Raw genomic sequence first — 15,501 nt, forward strand, 5'->3', positions numbered from 1 at the left:
AGTTAAATGCCCACAAAAACAAAAGCGGCTGCCTGTGCAACCGCTTTATATTTGTTAGCAATCTTTGTTAAAACTGATAACGCAACCCTAAAGAAGCGGTACGACCATTAATAGTCCGCGCGGTAATAATCTCATTGTCCGGAACGCTACCTTGTTCAGCTTCAGTAATTCCAATGGTATCAAACAGGTTATTGACGTTCAGCGAGAGCGTCAGGTTTTCGGCAAGTTCATAATTTGCAAAAGCATTAATTTGAGTATAGCCACTGAATTTCAGATCATTATTATCCTGAGCATAGGAATCAGTTGTGCCCACCAGACTAACGCCTATCTGCGCATTATCCATGGTATAACGTGCCAGTAAATTGTAGATCATATCTGCCTGGCGGCGAGGCGTGTTGCCTACAACATCAGGATTTAATGCGTCACTGCTGATCTCCGCATCAGTAAACGTTACTGAACCACGAAAGTCAAAGTCACCTATCCGGTAGCTACTTTCCAGTTCTATACCTTTAGCCTTGTAAACCCGGTCAAAAAAGAGTTGTGTCGTTGCTTCAAAGTTTTGCTCATCAGTTTCAGCGAAAAACAAGGTAGCAAATAAATTAAGATTGCCATGGCGGCTTTTGCTACCAATTTCATATTGTTTTACTTCGTCAATGGCATCTTCTCGAGCTACTGTGCCATCAGCATTCACTTTACCAAATAGCAGGCGGTCGGCATTAGCACGGGCGCCTTTACTGATCCGGCCAAACATTGCCCAGTCGCGATTGAACTGGTAATTAGCGCCAGCAGAGTACGAATTATAGCCCCAACTGTAATTGACCAGTTGCGGGTTTGCTAAATCAATACCAGATACACTTTGCTCAATTTGACTGATAACGCCATCACTGTTCATATCCCGGCTGCTTTGTGAAGCTCCGGCATAGGTGCCCGTTGCTTTGCCATTATCCCGCCTTACACTGGCATCAAGTGACCAGTCACCAAAGGCCCAGCCCACGTTAATATAAGGGGCTTTCGTACTGTATTGGGTGTCGTAGTTACGTTGGCAACAGTTTCCCCAGAACGGAACGCCATATGCCAGCTGCCCTTGTTCTGAAAATGCTGTACCATCTGCTGCGTTAACGTTTAACAGTTCTGCGTTATCTCCTTTTAAGGCCATCAGGTAAGAGTTCCATAGCCATGACATACTGATAGTCTGATCTGCCATGTAGTAGCCAAAAGTGACATCTACGTCGCCAAAACTTCTCGCCAATTTCAAATCATTTACTATAGAGCCAAAGTCATTGATTTCAACATCAAAGGTATGGATCCGCATGGCATCCGCTGCAGTGTATTCCTGGCCAGCCTGAGGGCCAACAGCATAAGTGAGCGTCGCGTTATCGCCAGTAATACTGTTGGCAATATCCTGTGCGTTGCCAACTTCAGCAGGAAACAGCGTAATAAAATTACCGCTGATGTCACTAATTCTGAAGCGATTGTCTAAGGTCCAGTTTTCGTCTAAATCAAATTGGGCTTCAATACCAAAACTGTCAACTTTCGGATTCATACCGTCGCGTACATCACCGCGGGAGATCTGATTATCACCGTTTAATCGCACAGTTTGGCTTAAATAGACCGATTGCAAAGTGTCCTTTTGTGCATCGTAGCCTGGCACTGAGCTGCCATCGGCATACATTGGCATTGGCATATAACTGGCGGCGCGATCATTTAAATGTTTGGCATAAACTCTTACGTAGCCCGCGTTAAATTCTTTTGTCACATTGGCTTTGATTTGATAGCCGCGCTCACCCTGATAGCCTGGGTCACGAACACCTTCACCCTGACGAACAAAACCACCAAAATGAAAACGCATGTCATTGTTAATGTCACCACCGAACTCAAAATCAGTTCTGAACTGGTCGTAGTTTATGCCTGAAGTAACAGCGATGCTGCCGCCCTGGTGTTCGCCGGTTTTGCTGATGAAGTTGATAATACCACCCGGTGAGTTGCTTGCGGCAGTGCTGGCTGAACCACCACGAATGACATCTAATCTGGCCATGGTTGAATCTGCCCGGACAAAAATATCTGCATTACCAAAGGCAATGTCGCCAAACTGCAGTACCGGTAGACCATCTTCCTGCAACGTTAAAAACTTCGCGCCGCCTGCAGCGACGGGTAAGCCGCGTACAGCAATGTTTGCATTACCTTCACCACCGGTAGACTCACTTCTTACTCCGGGCAGCATTCGAAAAATTTCTGCTGTAGAGCGTGGGCTCGTTACATCGATATCTTCAAATGTCAGGCTGCTGACTGAGACACTTGATTGCATAACTGACTGATTACGTGAGACAGCCCCGGTAACGACAATACGTTCAAAACCAAGGCCTGACGTTGTGCTGGATTCTGTCGCTGTAACGTCATTTTCAGTAGTTGTTTCCTGTGCGATTACAGTAGCAGAGCCTATTGCCAGGCTTACAGCAAGCGCCAGGCATGAACGATTTAAATTTTTTGTTTTCATCTGTTTTACCCTCGTCAATTCAAATTGGTATCGTTATATATTACTTAATCGTTTAAGTTTATAGGTATAATTACAGCCAGGCCAACATCTCACTTATGCTGTTTTTTGTTTTAATCCTGTAGCTTGATAAGCTGAAAGCCTTTTTAAGCTATTAATCCGCCCTGGATGTTAGCTGTTATTTTAATCGCCTTGACCGTCTTAAACGTTTTACCTCTAAATATTAATTACGTCAAGCTTGGTTAATAACTAATCAGTTTTTTTGTGTTGTTTGCCACTGTTGGGTTGAGTTGGCTGTGCTGTCTAACCATTTACTGCGTACAATGCTTATCTTTTTCAGATGAAGGATGTTGTTTTGACTGTCCGTTTACCTGCAGACTTACTGCCCGGCCCTAGTGACTTATGGTTTCTGCCACTGGGAGGCTGTGGCGAAATAGGCATGAACCTGAACCTGTACGGTCATGACAGCCGCTGGTTGATGGTAGATTGCGGCGTGACGTTTTATAACCCGCTGCAGCCGACAACCAGCCCGATTACCGCTGAAGTGCAGGCGGCCGATCCGGCATTTATCACGCAGCGCCGTGAGTTGCTCTCTGGCATTGTTATTACCCATGCCCACGAAGACCATATTGGTGCGTTACCTTTTTTATGGCCGCGCTTTGGCTGCCCGGTATATTGCACGCCTTTTACTGCAGAGATCCTGCGCCGTAAAATTGCCCGCAGTGGTTTATCGCAGAACATGCCAATTATTGAGATCCCACTTGGCGGCACCAGCAATATTGGCCCTTTTTTAATTAACTGGCTGAGTATTACCCACTCTGTACCTGAGCCGCAGGCGCTGTTGATCACCACGGCGGCCGGCAAGGTGTTTCATACGGCTGACTGGAAAATTGATCATGCCCCCATGACGGGCAAGCCTTTTAAACCGCAAGTATTTAAGCGATTAGCCCTGCAGGATATTACCGCGATGGTGTGTGATTCGACCAATGCGTTAAGGCCGGGTTTTTCGGGATCTGAAACTGCCTGTTTTGAGGGCTTGTTTGAAGTAATACGGCATGAAAAACAGCGGGTGGTGGTCAGTGGCTTTAGCAGTAATATTGGCCGTTTAATCAGCCTTGGCCACGTTGCCAGGCGCACCGGACGCTATTTAGCCTTGTTTGGCCGTGCTATGGAAAATATGGTAGGCGCGGCGCGGGCCTGTGGTTACTGGCCGGATGATATTCCGTTAATTGAGCCCTCGCATATTGGCTACTTGCCGGCGAGTGAAGTATTAGTAGTGGCAACCGGCAGCCAGGGCGAGCCGCGCGCCGCGCTCAGCCGCTTAGCGCAGCAGCGTCATCCGCATTTAATTCTGGAAGAAAATGATCTGGTGCTGTTTAGCTCGATTTTAATTCCGGGGAATGAAATGCTGGTTAGCCGGTTGATAACCCAATTAAAACTACTGAAAGTACGCACGTTACAAAGCGCCGATAGTCCGCAGCTTATTCATGTATCCGGCCACCCGAATCAGGGCGAACTCGACTTAATGTACCGCTATGTACAACCTGCTATGGCTATCCCCGTGCATGGCGAGGCGGCGCATATACAGGCTAATGCTACCGTAGCAAAAGCGGCTGGAGTAAAACAACAATTCACTGGCCAGAATGGTGATTTATTTGTGCTGGCCCCAAAGCCGCGTATCTGCAGCGGGGCTGTGACGACTGGGCGGATTGCGGTAGAACATTAGCCTGGCTGGCCGCTGCCAGATTTAACGCTAGCGTCTTAATTAATTTTTTGGTAATCATTTTCGGTTACTTTTATGTTTTGTAATCAATTATGGTTACATATTTGACATGTAACCATATTGGGTTACCATTAAGCATCATTGAACAAAAACTGAGAGCAAAAATGGCAGCAACTTATGCTGTGCTAACCGGTGATTTTGTCAAGTCCCGCGGCATTGCCGGTGAACAATACGATACGGTACTGTATCAGTTAGAGCAGCTATTAGTTGCTAAAGCCAGCACGCTGGGCTGCAGTTACAACTTTTACCGCGGCGATGCGTTTCAGATATTATTACCGCAACCTGCTGCAGCGGTAACCCTGGCTCTTTATATTCGTTTAACACTGATAAGCCTGAATCGGGATTGTAAGATTAGTATTGGCCTGGGCGAGGTAACGAATTTACGTCAGGATGTAAAAAGCGCCAGCGGCCCGGCTTTTACCCTGTCTGGTAATGGCCTGGATACCTTACCTGGCGGACAGCGGCTGGCAATTTATAGTCAGCAGCAAGCCCTGCAACACATATTAGCGGTACCACTGCAAATGGCCGACAGTATGCTAAGCAAACTTACCGCCCGTCAGGCCGAAGCGTTACTACTGTATTTTCTGACCCCAGGCAGCTCCCATGAAAATATCGCCGGCAAACTCGGCACCTCCAGAGAGAATGTCACTAAGTTACTGAACAATAACCATGCGGATTACCAGCTGATGCAGGCGTTCATCGAGTATTGCCAAAGCCATATTAAAAGGAGCGTAGCATGAGTGATAGCAGCTTACTCCTGAGTTTAGTGCTGGTGCATATTCTGGCCGATTTCTTTTTACAACCTACTGCCTGGGTGCAGGCTCGGGCTGAGCGGCATTGGCGCTGTAGCCAATTGTACTTTCATGGCTTAATTCATTTTGGTTTAAACCTGTTACTGTTAATACTGTGGTATCGCCTCAGCTGGTCGGCAGTAAGCGTCATCTCGGTTTTTAGCCTGGCGCTGCTGATTGCCGTCAGCCATCTGCTGATTGACGTTGCTAAATCTTATTTCACTGGTTTACGTTACTTTGTGCTGGATCAGCTACTACATGTGTTAATTATCATGCTGGTGTGGCTGTACCTTACTGATACCGGGTATCCCGCATTACTAAATCTGGCCACAGGGTTGCTCAGAGCCGAGCATCTGTTGTTGCTGCTGGCTTATTTGCTACTCATGAAGCCTGCTTCGGTGGTCATCAGTTTAGTGCTTACCAAGATAAGTGCGCCGGCCACCAATGCCAAGCAGGGCTCACCGGCTGCCGGGCATCTGATTGGGATTGCCGAGCGACTGCTGATCCTGACGCTGATCCTGGCCGGTCAGTATTCAGGGGTGGGTTTGGTAGTGGCCGCAAAATCAGTGCTACGCTATAACGATTTACGTGATTCGCACGACCGGGCACTGACCGAATATATTTTGCTGGGGTCACTGTTAAGTTTTGGCTTCACATTACTGATCGCCATCATCTTACTGAAGTTTCTTCCTTTCAGGGCGGCCGGTTCATGGTAGTCACCCCCGGATGGTATTGGTTGAGGGACAACCATATTGATCGACACAACTCTATCAAGGAGACTAATTAAGGTGTCTGCCACATTGCTTACCAAACCATTAACTGTGTCGCCCAGTTCACGGCTGAGCTTTTCGTTGTTATCTGAGCAAGATGCCCAGTTGCTGTTTGAAATTGACCAGGACAAAGAGGTAATGCGTTATCTTTCTGGCGGTAAGCCAACCACAATGCAACAAATTACCGAGGTGTTTTTGCCGCGGATGGCACAATATCGTAACCCACCACGCGGCTTTGGCATCTGGCAGGTATGTCGGCGCGCCGACAACGTTTATCTGGGCTGGATATTAATCCGGCCCATGGGCTTTAATACTTTAATTCCAAGCAGAGATGATGTTGAATTAGGCTGGCGTTTTAAGCGGAAATACTGGGGTCAGGGTTATGCCAGCGAAGCGGCAGCTGCAGTAGCAATGGCGGTTTTAGCACATAACGATAACGTGCGTTATGTATCAGCAATTACCACACCGGATAATACCGGTTCAATTGGCGTAATGCGCAAGCTGGGGATGCAGTTTATTAAACGCTATATGCATCAGGATGCATTGGGTGAAGTGGACGCAGTGCTATACAGGAAGCACATCAATGAAGATAGCTAAATTTTTACCCTGGTGTGGGGCTGCCAGTTGCGCGCTGGCACTACAGGTCAGCGCTAATACCATTTATCTGGTACGCCACGCTGAAAAGCAGGATGATAGCAAAGACCCTGCGTTGTCTGTGTGCGGTCAGGCCAGAGCAACAGCCCTGGCTGATTACTTTGCCAACATCACTCTGGGCGCTGTGTATGCCACACCATACCAGCGTACCCAACAAACGGCAGCTGCTGTTGCTGATAGCAAAAAAATATCTGTCAATCACTACGATCCCGGCAAGCCCGAACAATTAGTGCAGCAGCTAAGTACAGCCGCCGCGCCGGTGCTGGTGGTGGGACATAGCAACACCGTACCTGAACTGGTTAAATTACTGAGCGGTATCGACGTTGCACCGCTGACTGAACAACAATATAACCTGTTATACCAGGTGCAGCTGGGCGCACAGGGCAGTGTGACGATTAGACAGCAGTCATTTCAGTGTCAGTCAGCCCCAAAACCTTAAATAAAAACAGTAACAAGCGCTTACGTTAACACTGCGCAGCAAAGGATTATGCGAACCAGTTTTATTAGCTGATAACAATTTTTGCCATCACTTGATGTTAAATATAATTGACATTGGGTTATCTTTAACTACCATTGAGTTCGTTGTAGTAATCATTAAGAGCGGTTCAAACAAGGAGATCGCAATGTTGCATTGGCAAGTTATACCGTATCGCGAAAAAGTAGCCTGGTTGTCTATCGCCGCTATGCTCGCTACTTTCGGGCCGTATTTTACCCTGGTGGCTACTGGCTACTTTCCGGTAACGCCAATGCCGGACCTGCGACAGCTGGCAGGTTATGCGGTTACTGCTGCAGTGCAGGTAACTATTTTGATTGTTGGCCATATTGTATTGCGTCGCAGCAACCCGCTTGATGCAAAAGTAGCAGCTGATGAGCGCGATATCGCGATAAAGCATCGGTCGGTTACAACGGCTTACTATGTGCTGATAACCGGCATGATCCTGGTCGGGGTGGTGATGCCATTTTCCAGTAACGGCTGGCACATTGTTAATTCTGCACTATTTATGATTGTGCTCGCTGAGCTGGTGCAGTATTCGGTAATGGTTATTGGTTATCGCAGGCAGGCAGGATGAAGGGATCGCTAAGTAATAACATCCGGTTACTGCGTTTTGTACAAAGCGAGATGACGCAGGCTGAGTTGGGGCAACGGGTAGGGGTAACCCGTCAGACTATCGCCGCGATAGAGGCAGGTAAATATTCTCCGTCGTTGGAGGTCGCGTTTCGGATTGCCGGAGAATTTAAACTGCCACTGGAGCAAGTGTTCCAGTGGCAGGAATAGCGTTAAGCTGTTAACGGTTAGTCAGATAAAGCGGAATAATCGCCACCGACTCCGGTGCGGTAAATGCAAAACTGGCATCCGCAGCAATATTACCGCCGGCGCTGTTAAGGATATTATCGAAACGTAACACCAGATTATTTGACTTTTCAGCCACATAAAGGTGTTGACCGCTATACATAATATCAACAGGGTTACCCAACGCAGAATTATCACCACTGATATTAACCGCCACATTGGTTAAACCACTGGCCAAACCGGCATTGTTTAGCACGTAAATTTTGCCGTCGGTGGCGTCAGCTGCGCTGCCAACATCAGAGACGATTAATGCGTCGCTGGCAAAGTCGTAGTCAATACCATGCAGATTGCTTGGCGCGGCTATTGCTAAACCACCTATCGCCGGGGTAATAATGCGATCTGCCGTATCAATACTGCTATTGCCTGCCAGCCATTTACTTGTTACCTGATCAAAAACGGCCACGGTGCCATTTGTCAGCGCGACAAAAGCTTTATCGCTGGCGGGGTCATAGTCGACATCCCATGGCCGGGCCGGTGTAGTATTTAAGGTCAGCAACGGCGCCGCATTGCCACTGGCGCAGGTGGAGTAAATTAAAATTCCGGGGCTGGTGGCATTGTTTTCTGCCACAAACAACAAGCCACTGGCTGAATCAATGTCGAGCCCTTTTGGTGACATTAAACCGGTGTTGCTGCCACTGATGATCCGGTCCTGCGCGGCGCTATATTGCTGACCACTGCGTCGGCTCGCCACCCGGTTGCTAATAACGATGCCGCCACTGTCGGCCGTGTCAAAGCTGGTATAGCTGTCGCCCGCGACATCAAACGTTACGCTCTCAATTGTTTGAAGCGCATTGTATTGGCCCAGATCGCTGGTTAGTGCCGCAGTTAAACGGCTGATCCGGCCCGTGGTGGGGCCAGTGGTTGCCGGGTTACTGGACACCGCCACCCCTAGCAATACCGGCGCACTGCTGCTGTCAGAAATATCGACTGCAGCAGAGGATGCGCTTAACTGTACCAATGATTCAGGCTTAACAGATTCTGTTATTAAATCTGGCGCGATATCACCACTTGGTCCGGCAAAAATTGTAGCAAAAACTAAAATAGCATCATTGGCTTTCTCTGCTACCCGCAGTTCGCTGCCAGAGAGCACAATATCAACCGGATTGCCCAGCATGGTAGCAGGGCCGTTAATCACCCGGGCGGGTATCACTTCACCATCCGCAACTGAGATATTATTTAAAACAAACAAAATGCCATCAGTGGCATCGCTTGCACTGCCAACGTCAGATAAAACCAGCTTGTCTGATAATCGGTCATAGGCAATACCATGCAGGTTAACGGATAATTGCATGCCATCGGCCGAGACGGGGGTAATGCTGCGGGTGGGCATTGCTGCATAATCACTGGCGACATAATTATCGTAAATAGACAACACACCATTGGTTAGGGCGACATATAAGACATCGTTAATATCATCATAAAACAGATCCCATGGCATCGCTTCGGTCGTCGTGCTAGCCAATGGCGCTGCAGTGCCTGCGGCAGCGCCGCCATAAACGGTAACTTGCATGGCATTTTGATCGGCAATAAACACTAAGCCCCGCTGGTCTGAAAATGCGATGCCTTTAGGGTTAACCAGGCCGGTAGCGGCACCGGTAAGCTCGCGATCAATGGTCGGGTCAAAGGTAGTGCCATCCGGGCGCGTCGCGATTCGGCAGAATGTTTTCAGGCTGCCATTGCTACTATCGCCAGCCTGAACCAGATTACCCAGGGTATCGAGCACCACGCCCTGATTATTCAAACCAGAAAAGCGTTTTAACGGTGCGGCATTCTGGTTAATCAGATCGACCGTACCGCTATTGTCAGGGCCATTATTAGCCATTAAAAAATTGGCAGCGGTAAAGCCCGGGTTACCGTCTGCGCCAGGCTGACCCGGGGTACCGTCAGCTCCGGGCTGGCCGGGTGCACCATCGTCACCGTCGCAACCGGTAAGCGCAAGCAGCATTGCCAGAGCTACTGCACTTAATGACATCGGACCGCGAACCGCTCGAACAAATTTTGAATGTATCATAGTGTTTTCCTTGCTTTATCAACTGTGTTTGGCGAACAGCAGGTCGACAGCCTGAACCTGATACAGCATAAAATGCTCACCTCCAATGCAAGCAACGACTGAGCTGGCCAACTGGATGCAGTAAAAGCTGGAAAGTTTTCAGATTGATTATCAAATGTGGTTTAACTAATGCGTGTGTGTCAGCTGTCTACCAACTGGATCATTTTAATCACGACAATCCGCATGCCCGGATGGAATTCAGCGCTTAACACAAACAAAAATGGCATTGCCGGAGCTCCGGTCCCAGGGCGTGATTTTATCGTAATCGTGGGCCAGTATCTGCACCTCAAAATAAGGGGTAAGCAGTGCCTGCAGCTGTGCAAAACTCACTGCCACCATCGGGTGCTGATCCTGCCATAACTCTGTTGCCGCTGCAGTGGTTTTGGCAATGCTCAGTTTAAGTGTTTGCTGCTCTCCCTCACCACTGTAATGCCACGCTGACTCAAATATAAAATGGCTGCTGTCGAGCTGAGCACTATGACGCACGGCAGACTGATTGCAGATGGTATTTTTGTCTACCGCATTAAATACAAAGAGTCCGCCTGGTGTCAGTGCCTGAGATACGCTGGCAATGCATTGTTGTAGCGCATTGATACTTCCGCTGTAATGTACTGAATATAAAAAACAGGTAATCAGATCAACCGGTGCATCCAGCGTGAAGCTTGCCATATCGTGCAGCATAAAATTGGCTTGCGGGCAGCGGGCGCGGGCAAGATCCAGCATCGGCTGGTTGAGATCCAGGCCATTACACTGATAGCCATAATCAATAAAATGACGAATATGCGGGCCGGTACCACAGGCTAAATCAAGATGTTTGATACCACCATTGCCCAGTAACTGCTGGAGCCTGTGCACCATATTGCTCTGGGTCAGATAATTAATGTCGCAACACATTAAATCGTAGTAAGACGACAGGTCGGTATAAAGGGCATTTGATGACAGCATGTAGGCTGCTTACGCTAAATTATGGTGGCGCATTTTATAGCAGTTTACCGGGATTGCGAAGCGGGATTATATGCTGTGCAGCGCATATTCAACATTTTGTCAGACTGTTATTCACTATTTATTTTTACCAATATTAAACAATAGTATTTATTTGGTTAAATAAAGAATTTAGAATGGCGGTTGTTTTGCAACATGCGCTGTGGATTGCGTTCCAGCGCGTTATCTGAATATCATTAACCGGAGTATCAATTTTGCGCACTTTATCGATTACCGCAGCGACCTTAATAACCCTGCTGACGACAGGTTGTGTAAATACACCTGATGATTCTGGCACCACAGCTGCCGCGGGTAGCGTGGTGTCTGCTAACCCGCAAACGTTGTTTGCAGCAAGACTGCAACCCGCCAGCGGACTGGAAACCTCGGTAATGGCTGGCAACCAGCTTAGGATATCTTTCCCTGGTATGACCGCTTTTTCACATGACGGTGCCAGATTAAGCAGCGCATTACAGCAGCAGTTAACTCACATAGTCGAATCGCTAAAAGGTATAAATTACCAGCGGCTTGCTGTACTTGGGCACACCGACAGCAGTGGCCAGCTGGCTTATAACAATAAGTTATCACAGCAGCGTGCAGAGCAGGTTAAGGCCTTTATGCTGCAACAAGGCCTGGCAGCAGAAACGATAGCGGCCGAAGGGCGCGGTCCGGCCGAGCCGATTGCCGATAACAACACGGCAGAAGGTAAGGCGGCTAACCGTCGGGTAGAGCTGGTAATCAGTTTCGAACAGCCATTAACTGCGGCTGTTACTGACTGAATACCTGATCGGTATCAGGGCGTGTTGACGTTTGATGGTTGTTTTGCAGCAATAGTGCCAGGATAAAACGACCAGACTATTGTTTGTATGGTCGACGTGCCTTGCGAAAACGCTAACCCCTTTGCCTCATCACCTTGATAATCTTTCGTTTACCCGGGTACAGCCTGTTATGATGAGCACTACGTTGATCATTACCGTAGCGGTAACTTACAAGATTCGAGGTGATATGAGTACCCTGTTTACGCCGCGAAACAGTGGCCCGCATGCCGTTTTGCCCTGGCTTGGCCGGTTTTTAATGCCTTATCGCTGGCGGGTGATAGCGGCTATGTTATTTTTGCTGATTGGTTCTCTGGCCTGGCTGGCATTGGGCCAGGGCGTGCGTTTACTGGTCGATCAGGGGTTTGTTGCTGGCAATAGCGCCCGGCTAAATTCGATTGTTCTACTGATTTTACTCATTACCAGTATTAGCGCTGCAGCGGTATTTTGCCGGTTTTATCTGATGACCTGGCTGGGAGAGCGGGTCAGTGCTGACATTCGCAATCATGTGTATCGCCACATGCTGCTGTTGTCACCCGCTTTTTATAGTGAAACCCGCACCGGCGAGGTTATTTCCCGCTTTACCGCGGATACGACGGTACTGCAAACCGTGGTGGGCTCCAGCTTTTCTATGGCACTGCGCTCGGCTGTTACCGCCGTTGGCGGTTTACTGATGATGGCTTTTACCAGTTTAAAAATGACCGGCCTGGTATTAGTCGCTGTCCCGCTGGTTCTGGTTCCTATCTTTATATTGGGGCGGCGAGTGCGCCATATGGCCCGCGCCAGTCAGGATCGGTTGGCTGATATTGGCGCCCATGTTGATGAAAGTCTGCATGAAATTCACACCGTACAGGCTTATGGCCATGAAGCTTTGGATCAGCAGCATTTTGCCAGCAAAATTGAGCAGGTAATGATGGCAGCAAAACAGCGTATTTTTTACCGGGCGCTGTTAATTGGTGTCGTCATGTTGCTTAGTATCAGTGCTGTTACCCTGGTTGGCTGGGTCGGTGCATTGGATGTGCTACAAGAGCGTATTACTGCCGGCGAGCTTACTGCCTTTTTATTTTACGCGGTGGTAGTGGCAGGCTCTGTTGCTACCATCAGCGAGGTGATTGGTGAGATTCAGCGAGCGGCGGGTGCTACCGAGCGCCTGATTGAATTAGCCAGTATACCAGTGGAAATAGCAGCACCTGCCACACCGGCCCACTTGGCAAAACCTGTTGCCGGTACCCTGGAGTTTGAAGAGATTAGTTTTTACTATCCGCAGCTGCCAGATAAAACCGTAATACAGCAGCTTAATCTGCATATTAAAGCGGGCGAACGGGTGGCTCTGGTTGGTCCAAGCGGTGCGGGGAAAACGACTCTGTTTCAGTTGTTGCAGCGTTTTTATAATTTGCCAACAGGACGGGTTTTACTGGACGGCATTGATATCAGCTTGCTTGATCCTGCCGGGCTGCGCGCCCAGTTTGCCCTGGTACCACAAGATGCAGTGATCTTTGCCACTACTGTGCTGGAAAACGTACGCTACGGCCGCCCAGAGGCCAGCGAACAAGATGTGATTGCTGCTTGCAAAGCGGCAGAAGCCGATGAGTTTATTCAGGGGCTTGGGGAGGGGTACCATAGTCAGCTGGGTGAGCGCGGGGTGCGTTTATCCGGTGGCCAGAAGCAGCGAATTGCTATTGCCAGAGCTATTCTGGCCGACCGGCCGGTGCTGCTACTGGATGAGGCAACCAGCGCACTGGACGCGGCCAGTGAATATTATGTAAAGCAAGCTCTGGAGCATTTGATGCAGGGCAAAACCACCTTGATAATTGCCCACCGGTTGAGTACGGTATTACACGCTGACCGCATTGTAGTGCTGGATAAAGGGCAGCTTATTGCCGTCGGTAAACATAGCGAACTAATGCAAAGCTGCCCGCTATATCAGCAACTGGCCCAATTGCAGTTTTTGAGTGCCGACAGCGCTGACTTATAACGACTTTTTTTACTGCAGAACGGCCTGGTAAATCAGGGTCATAATAGTGCCATAGCGACCGGTTTCAAAGCTGTCACCACTAAATTCATAACCATTACCGTTAGCAACAATCGGGCTGTGCTTTTTGTTGGTTAGCAACACCACCATTAAATTGTGGGCTGGGTCTATCAGGGTGGCAGTGCCGGTCCAGCCGGTGTGGCCATAGGCATAATCACTGGCATAGGCGCCAAAGTGCCAGCTTAAGTCACCACCGGCGGCGGTACGCCAGCCCAGACCAAAACGATGATCATAGCCGGATGGTCGGGTAAACTGCTGTACCACCTCAGGGCTGAAAAAACGCTGCCAGCCATATCCGCCCTGCTGTGCCACCACGCTCATTACTACCGCCAGATCCCGGGCACTGGCAAACAAACCGGCATGGCCAGCCACTCCCTGCAGTGCATGGTAAGCTTTCTCATCATGAACCTGTCCCCTAACAACTCCCTGGCGGTTAGCCGGAAAGCTTACCCGGCCACCACGGCTGTTGCCATCAAGTTCAGTAGCGGCAATACGTTGCTCCGCTACGCCATGTTGCAGGGGATTAAACATCAGATTATTTAACCCCAGAGGCCGGTAAAATTGCTGCTGCAAGTACCGGTCTAATGGCATGGCCGTCAAGCGCTCAATCAGCAGACCCAGCAGCATAAAGTTGACGTCACTGTAGCGGGCGCTTATACCACGCTCACTGACAAAAGGAACCTGTTCCAGCAGCAGCTGGTCGGTATAGGCTTTATTAAGAGAGTAAAATAGTAAACCGTTATTGTTGTCAGGCCGGTGAAAATGGACTTCCGGCGGATAACCACTGGTGTGATGTAGCAGATCGCTAACCAGGCGTTGCTCCCGACCTTCTCCTCGGTATTCTGGCAGGTAGTCGTTCAGTGGCCGGTTTATATCCAGCATACCACTGCTAACCAGCTGCATTACGGCATAGGTAGTGGCATACATTTTAGTGTTTGAGGCAATATCAAATAAGGTATGGGTTTGCATTGGTTCAGGACTTGGCTGTTCGATGCCGTCAGTGGTGTAGCGCAAGGCGTAGCCATAAGCCGTTTGTTTGATGATGTTGCCATCTTTTACTACTAGCAACACCGCGCCTGGAAAACCGGCCGCAATTTCTGAGTTAATAAGTTTATCAACTGCAGCGAAGCGTTCGCTGTTTATTTCGGCATAAAGCGGTTGCTCATTTAGCTGTGGATAGGGCAATGCCAGAGTGATCCGGGCGCTGGCCGGTGTCACGCTAATCAGTTGCAGGAAATTAGCACCGTCCCGGGTGTAAGCGCTGATATCTATTTTAAATGGCTGACCGTGTTCTTGCCGGTGCAGCGTTATGCGTTGGTTGTTTACTGAAATGATGGCTGATGTTGCCTGGGCCATATCTGCCAGCAGCAGACCCTGGCCCTGCCAACTGGTAAAGCGTCGACGGTTATTGACGCCAGAGCGACTGCTAAGTTGTTCCGGCCACTGCAGATAATGCTGGCCAGCCTGTTCCGACAGAGCCAGTTGCTCTGCAGCAGTAAGGGGTTGCGCGGTTAAAACGGGAACAGCTGGATTGGGAGTAACACCACAACCAGCAAGCGCTGTCAGTACCACTACTGTCAGAGTTAGTACAATAAATAACCGCATCTGATTACCTTCACTGTTTTAATGGCCAAAACGCTATCAGCTGAGAATAGATTTACTATAACAAGTTAGTCTGCAAATCAGAAACTTTGTGATTTGCCGTATTCCTGCAATAGTTAATTCAGTGTAATATTCATTGGTTGTTGATGTGATCCTGGGGCTAATGTCAATTCAGCAGCAGGAT

General features: G+C 48.9%; 13 protein-coding genes. 9 read left to right on the forward strand and 4 right to left on the reverse strand.

Features of this window, described 5'->3' with window-relative positions; genetic code table 11:
* Positions 1-67: 67 nt before the first annotated feature.
* Positions 68-2,494 carry a TonB-dependent receptor domain-containing protein gene (locus tag B2Q61_RS00225; RefSeq protein WP_290621221.1) on the reverse strand — a complete coding sequence of 809 codons (2,427 nt, stop codon included), beginning with the start codon at positions 2,492-2,494 and terminating at the stop codon, positions 68-70.
* A 352-nt stretch (positions 2,495-2,846) separates the two neighbouring features.
* Here B2Q61_RS00225 and B2Q61_RS00230 point away from each other — a divergent pair, with 352 nt between their 5' ends.
* From B2Q61_RS00230 to B2Q61_RS00260, 7 genes are all read left to right on the forward strand, one after another.
* Positions 2,847-4,217: a ribonuclease J gene (locus B2Q61_RS00230; RefSeq protein WP_290621222.1), complete on the forward strand. Its 1,371-nt coding sequence runs from the start codon at positions 2,847-2,849 to the stop codon at positions 4,215-4,217.
* A 161-nt stretch (positions 4,218-4,378) separates the two neighbouring features.
* The gene (locus tag B2Q61_RS00235) at positions 4,379-5,014 is read left to right on the forward strand and encodes a hypothetical protein (RefSeq protein ID WP_290621223.1); all 636 of its coding nucleotides are present in this window, start codon (positions 4,379-4,381) and stop codon (positions 5,012-5,014) included.
* On the forward strand, positions 5,011-5,781 hold the full coding sequence (locus B2Q61_RS00240) for a DUF3307 domain-containing protein (protein ID WP_290621224.1): 771 nt from the start codon (positions 5,011-5,013) through the stop codon (positions 5,779-5,781). The genes B2Q61_RS00235 and B2Q61_RS00240 overlap by 4 nt, the downstream gene beginning before the upstream one ends.
* Positions 5,782-5,853: 72 nt before the next feature.
* On the forward strand, positions 5,854-6,432 hold the full coding sequence (locus B2Q61_RS00245) for a GNAT family N-acetyltransferase (RefSeq protein ID WP_290621225.1): 579 nt from the start codon (positions 5,854-5,856) through the stop codon (positions 6,430-6,432).
* Entirely contained in the window at positions 6,419-6,928 is a 510-nt protein-coding gene (locus tag B2Q61_RS00250) for a SixA phosphatase family protein (protein WP_290621226.1), read from the forward strand. The genes B2Q61_RS00245 and B2Q61_RS00250 overlap by 14 nt, the downstream gene beginning before the upstream one ends.
* 184 nt (positions 6,929-7,112) lie before the next feature.
* Complete coding sequence (locus B2Q61_RS00255; protein WP_290621227.1) at positions 7,113-7,559, forward strand: hypothetical protein; 447 nt, start codon at positions 7,113-7,115, stop codon at positions 7,557-7,559.
* Positions 7,556-7,765: a helix-turn-helix transcriptional regulator gene (locus tag B2Q61_RS00260; protein ID WP_349678754.1), complete on the forward strand. Its 210-nt coding sequence runs from the start codon at positions 7,556-7,558 to the stop codon at positions 7,763-7,765. The genes B2Q61_RS00255 and B2Q61_RS00260 overlap by 4 nt, the downstream gene beginning before the upstream one ends.
* 10 nt (positions 7,766-7,775) lie before the next feature.
* Here the strand turns inward: B2Q61_RS00260 and B2Q61_RS00265 are convergent, their stop codons facing one another.
* Complete coding sequence (locus tag B2Q61_RS00265) at positions 7,776-9,851, reverse strand: collagen-like triple helix repeat-containing protein (RefSeq protein ID WP_290621228.1); 2,076 nt, start codon at positions 9,849-9,851, stop codon at positions 7,776-7,778.
* Between the two features lie 237 nt (positions 9,852-10,088).
* Positions 10,089-10,835, reverse strand: coding sequence for a class I SAM-dependent DNA methyltransferase (locus B2Q61_RS00270; protein ID WP_290621229.1), 747 nt, complete (start codon positions 10,833-10,835; stop codon positions 10,089-10,091).
* Positions 10,836-11,086: 251 nt separating this feature from the next.
* Between B2Q61_RS00270 and B2Q61_RS00275 the strand changes: the two genes are divergently transcribed.
* Positions 11,087-11,647, forward strand: a complete 561-nt coding sequence (locus B2Q61_RS00275; RefSeq protein WP_290621230.1) for an OmpA family protein — start codon at positions 11,087-11,089, stop codon at positions 11,645-11,647.
* 226 nt (positions 11,648-11,873) lie between these two features.
* On the forward strand, positions 11,874-13,658 hold the full coding sequence (locus tag B2Q61_RS00280) for an ABC transporter transmembrane domain-containing protein (RefSeq protein ID WP_290621231.1): 1,785 nt from the start codon (positions 11,874-11,876) through the stop codon (positions 13,656-13,658).
* 9 nt (positions 13,659-13,667) lie between these two features.
* Here B2Q61_RS00280 and pbp4b read toward each other — a convergent pair whose 3' ends face one another.
* Positions 13,668-15,320, reverse strand: coding sequence for a penicillin binding protein PBP4B (gene pbp4b, locus B2Q61_RS00285; RefSeq protein WP_290621232.1), 1,653 nt, complete (start codon positions 15,318-15,320; stop codon positions 13,668-13,670).
* Between the last annotated feature and the right edge of the window lie 181 nt (positions 15,321-15,501).

It is taken from the genome of Arsukibacterium sp. UBA5043, assembly GCA_002415085.1.
Classification (GTDB): Bacteria; Pseudomonadota; Gammaproteobacteria; order Enterobacterales; family Alteromonadaceae; genus Alishewanella.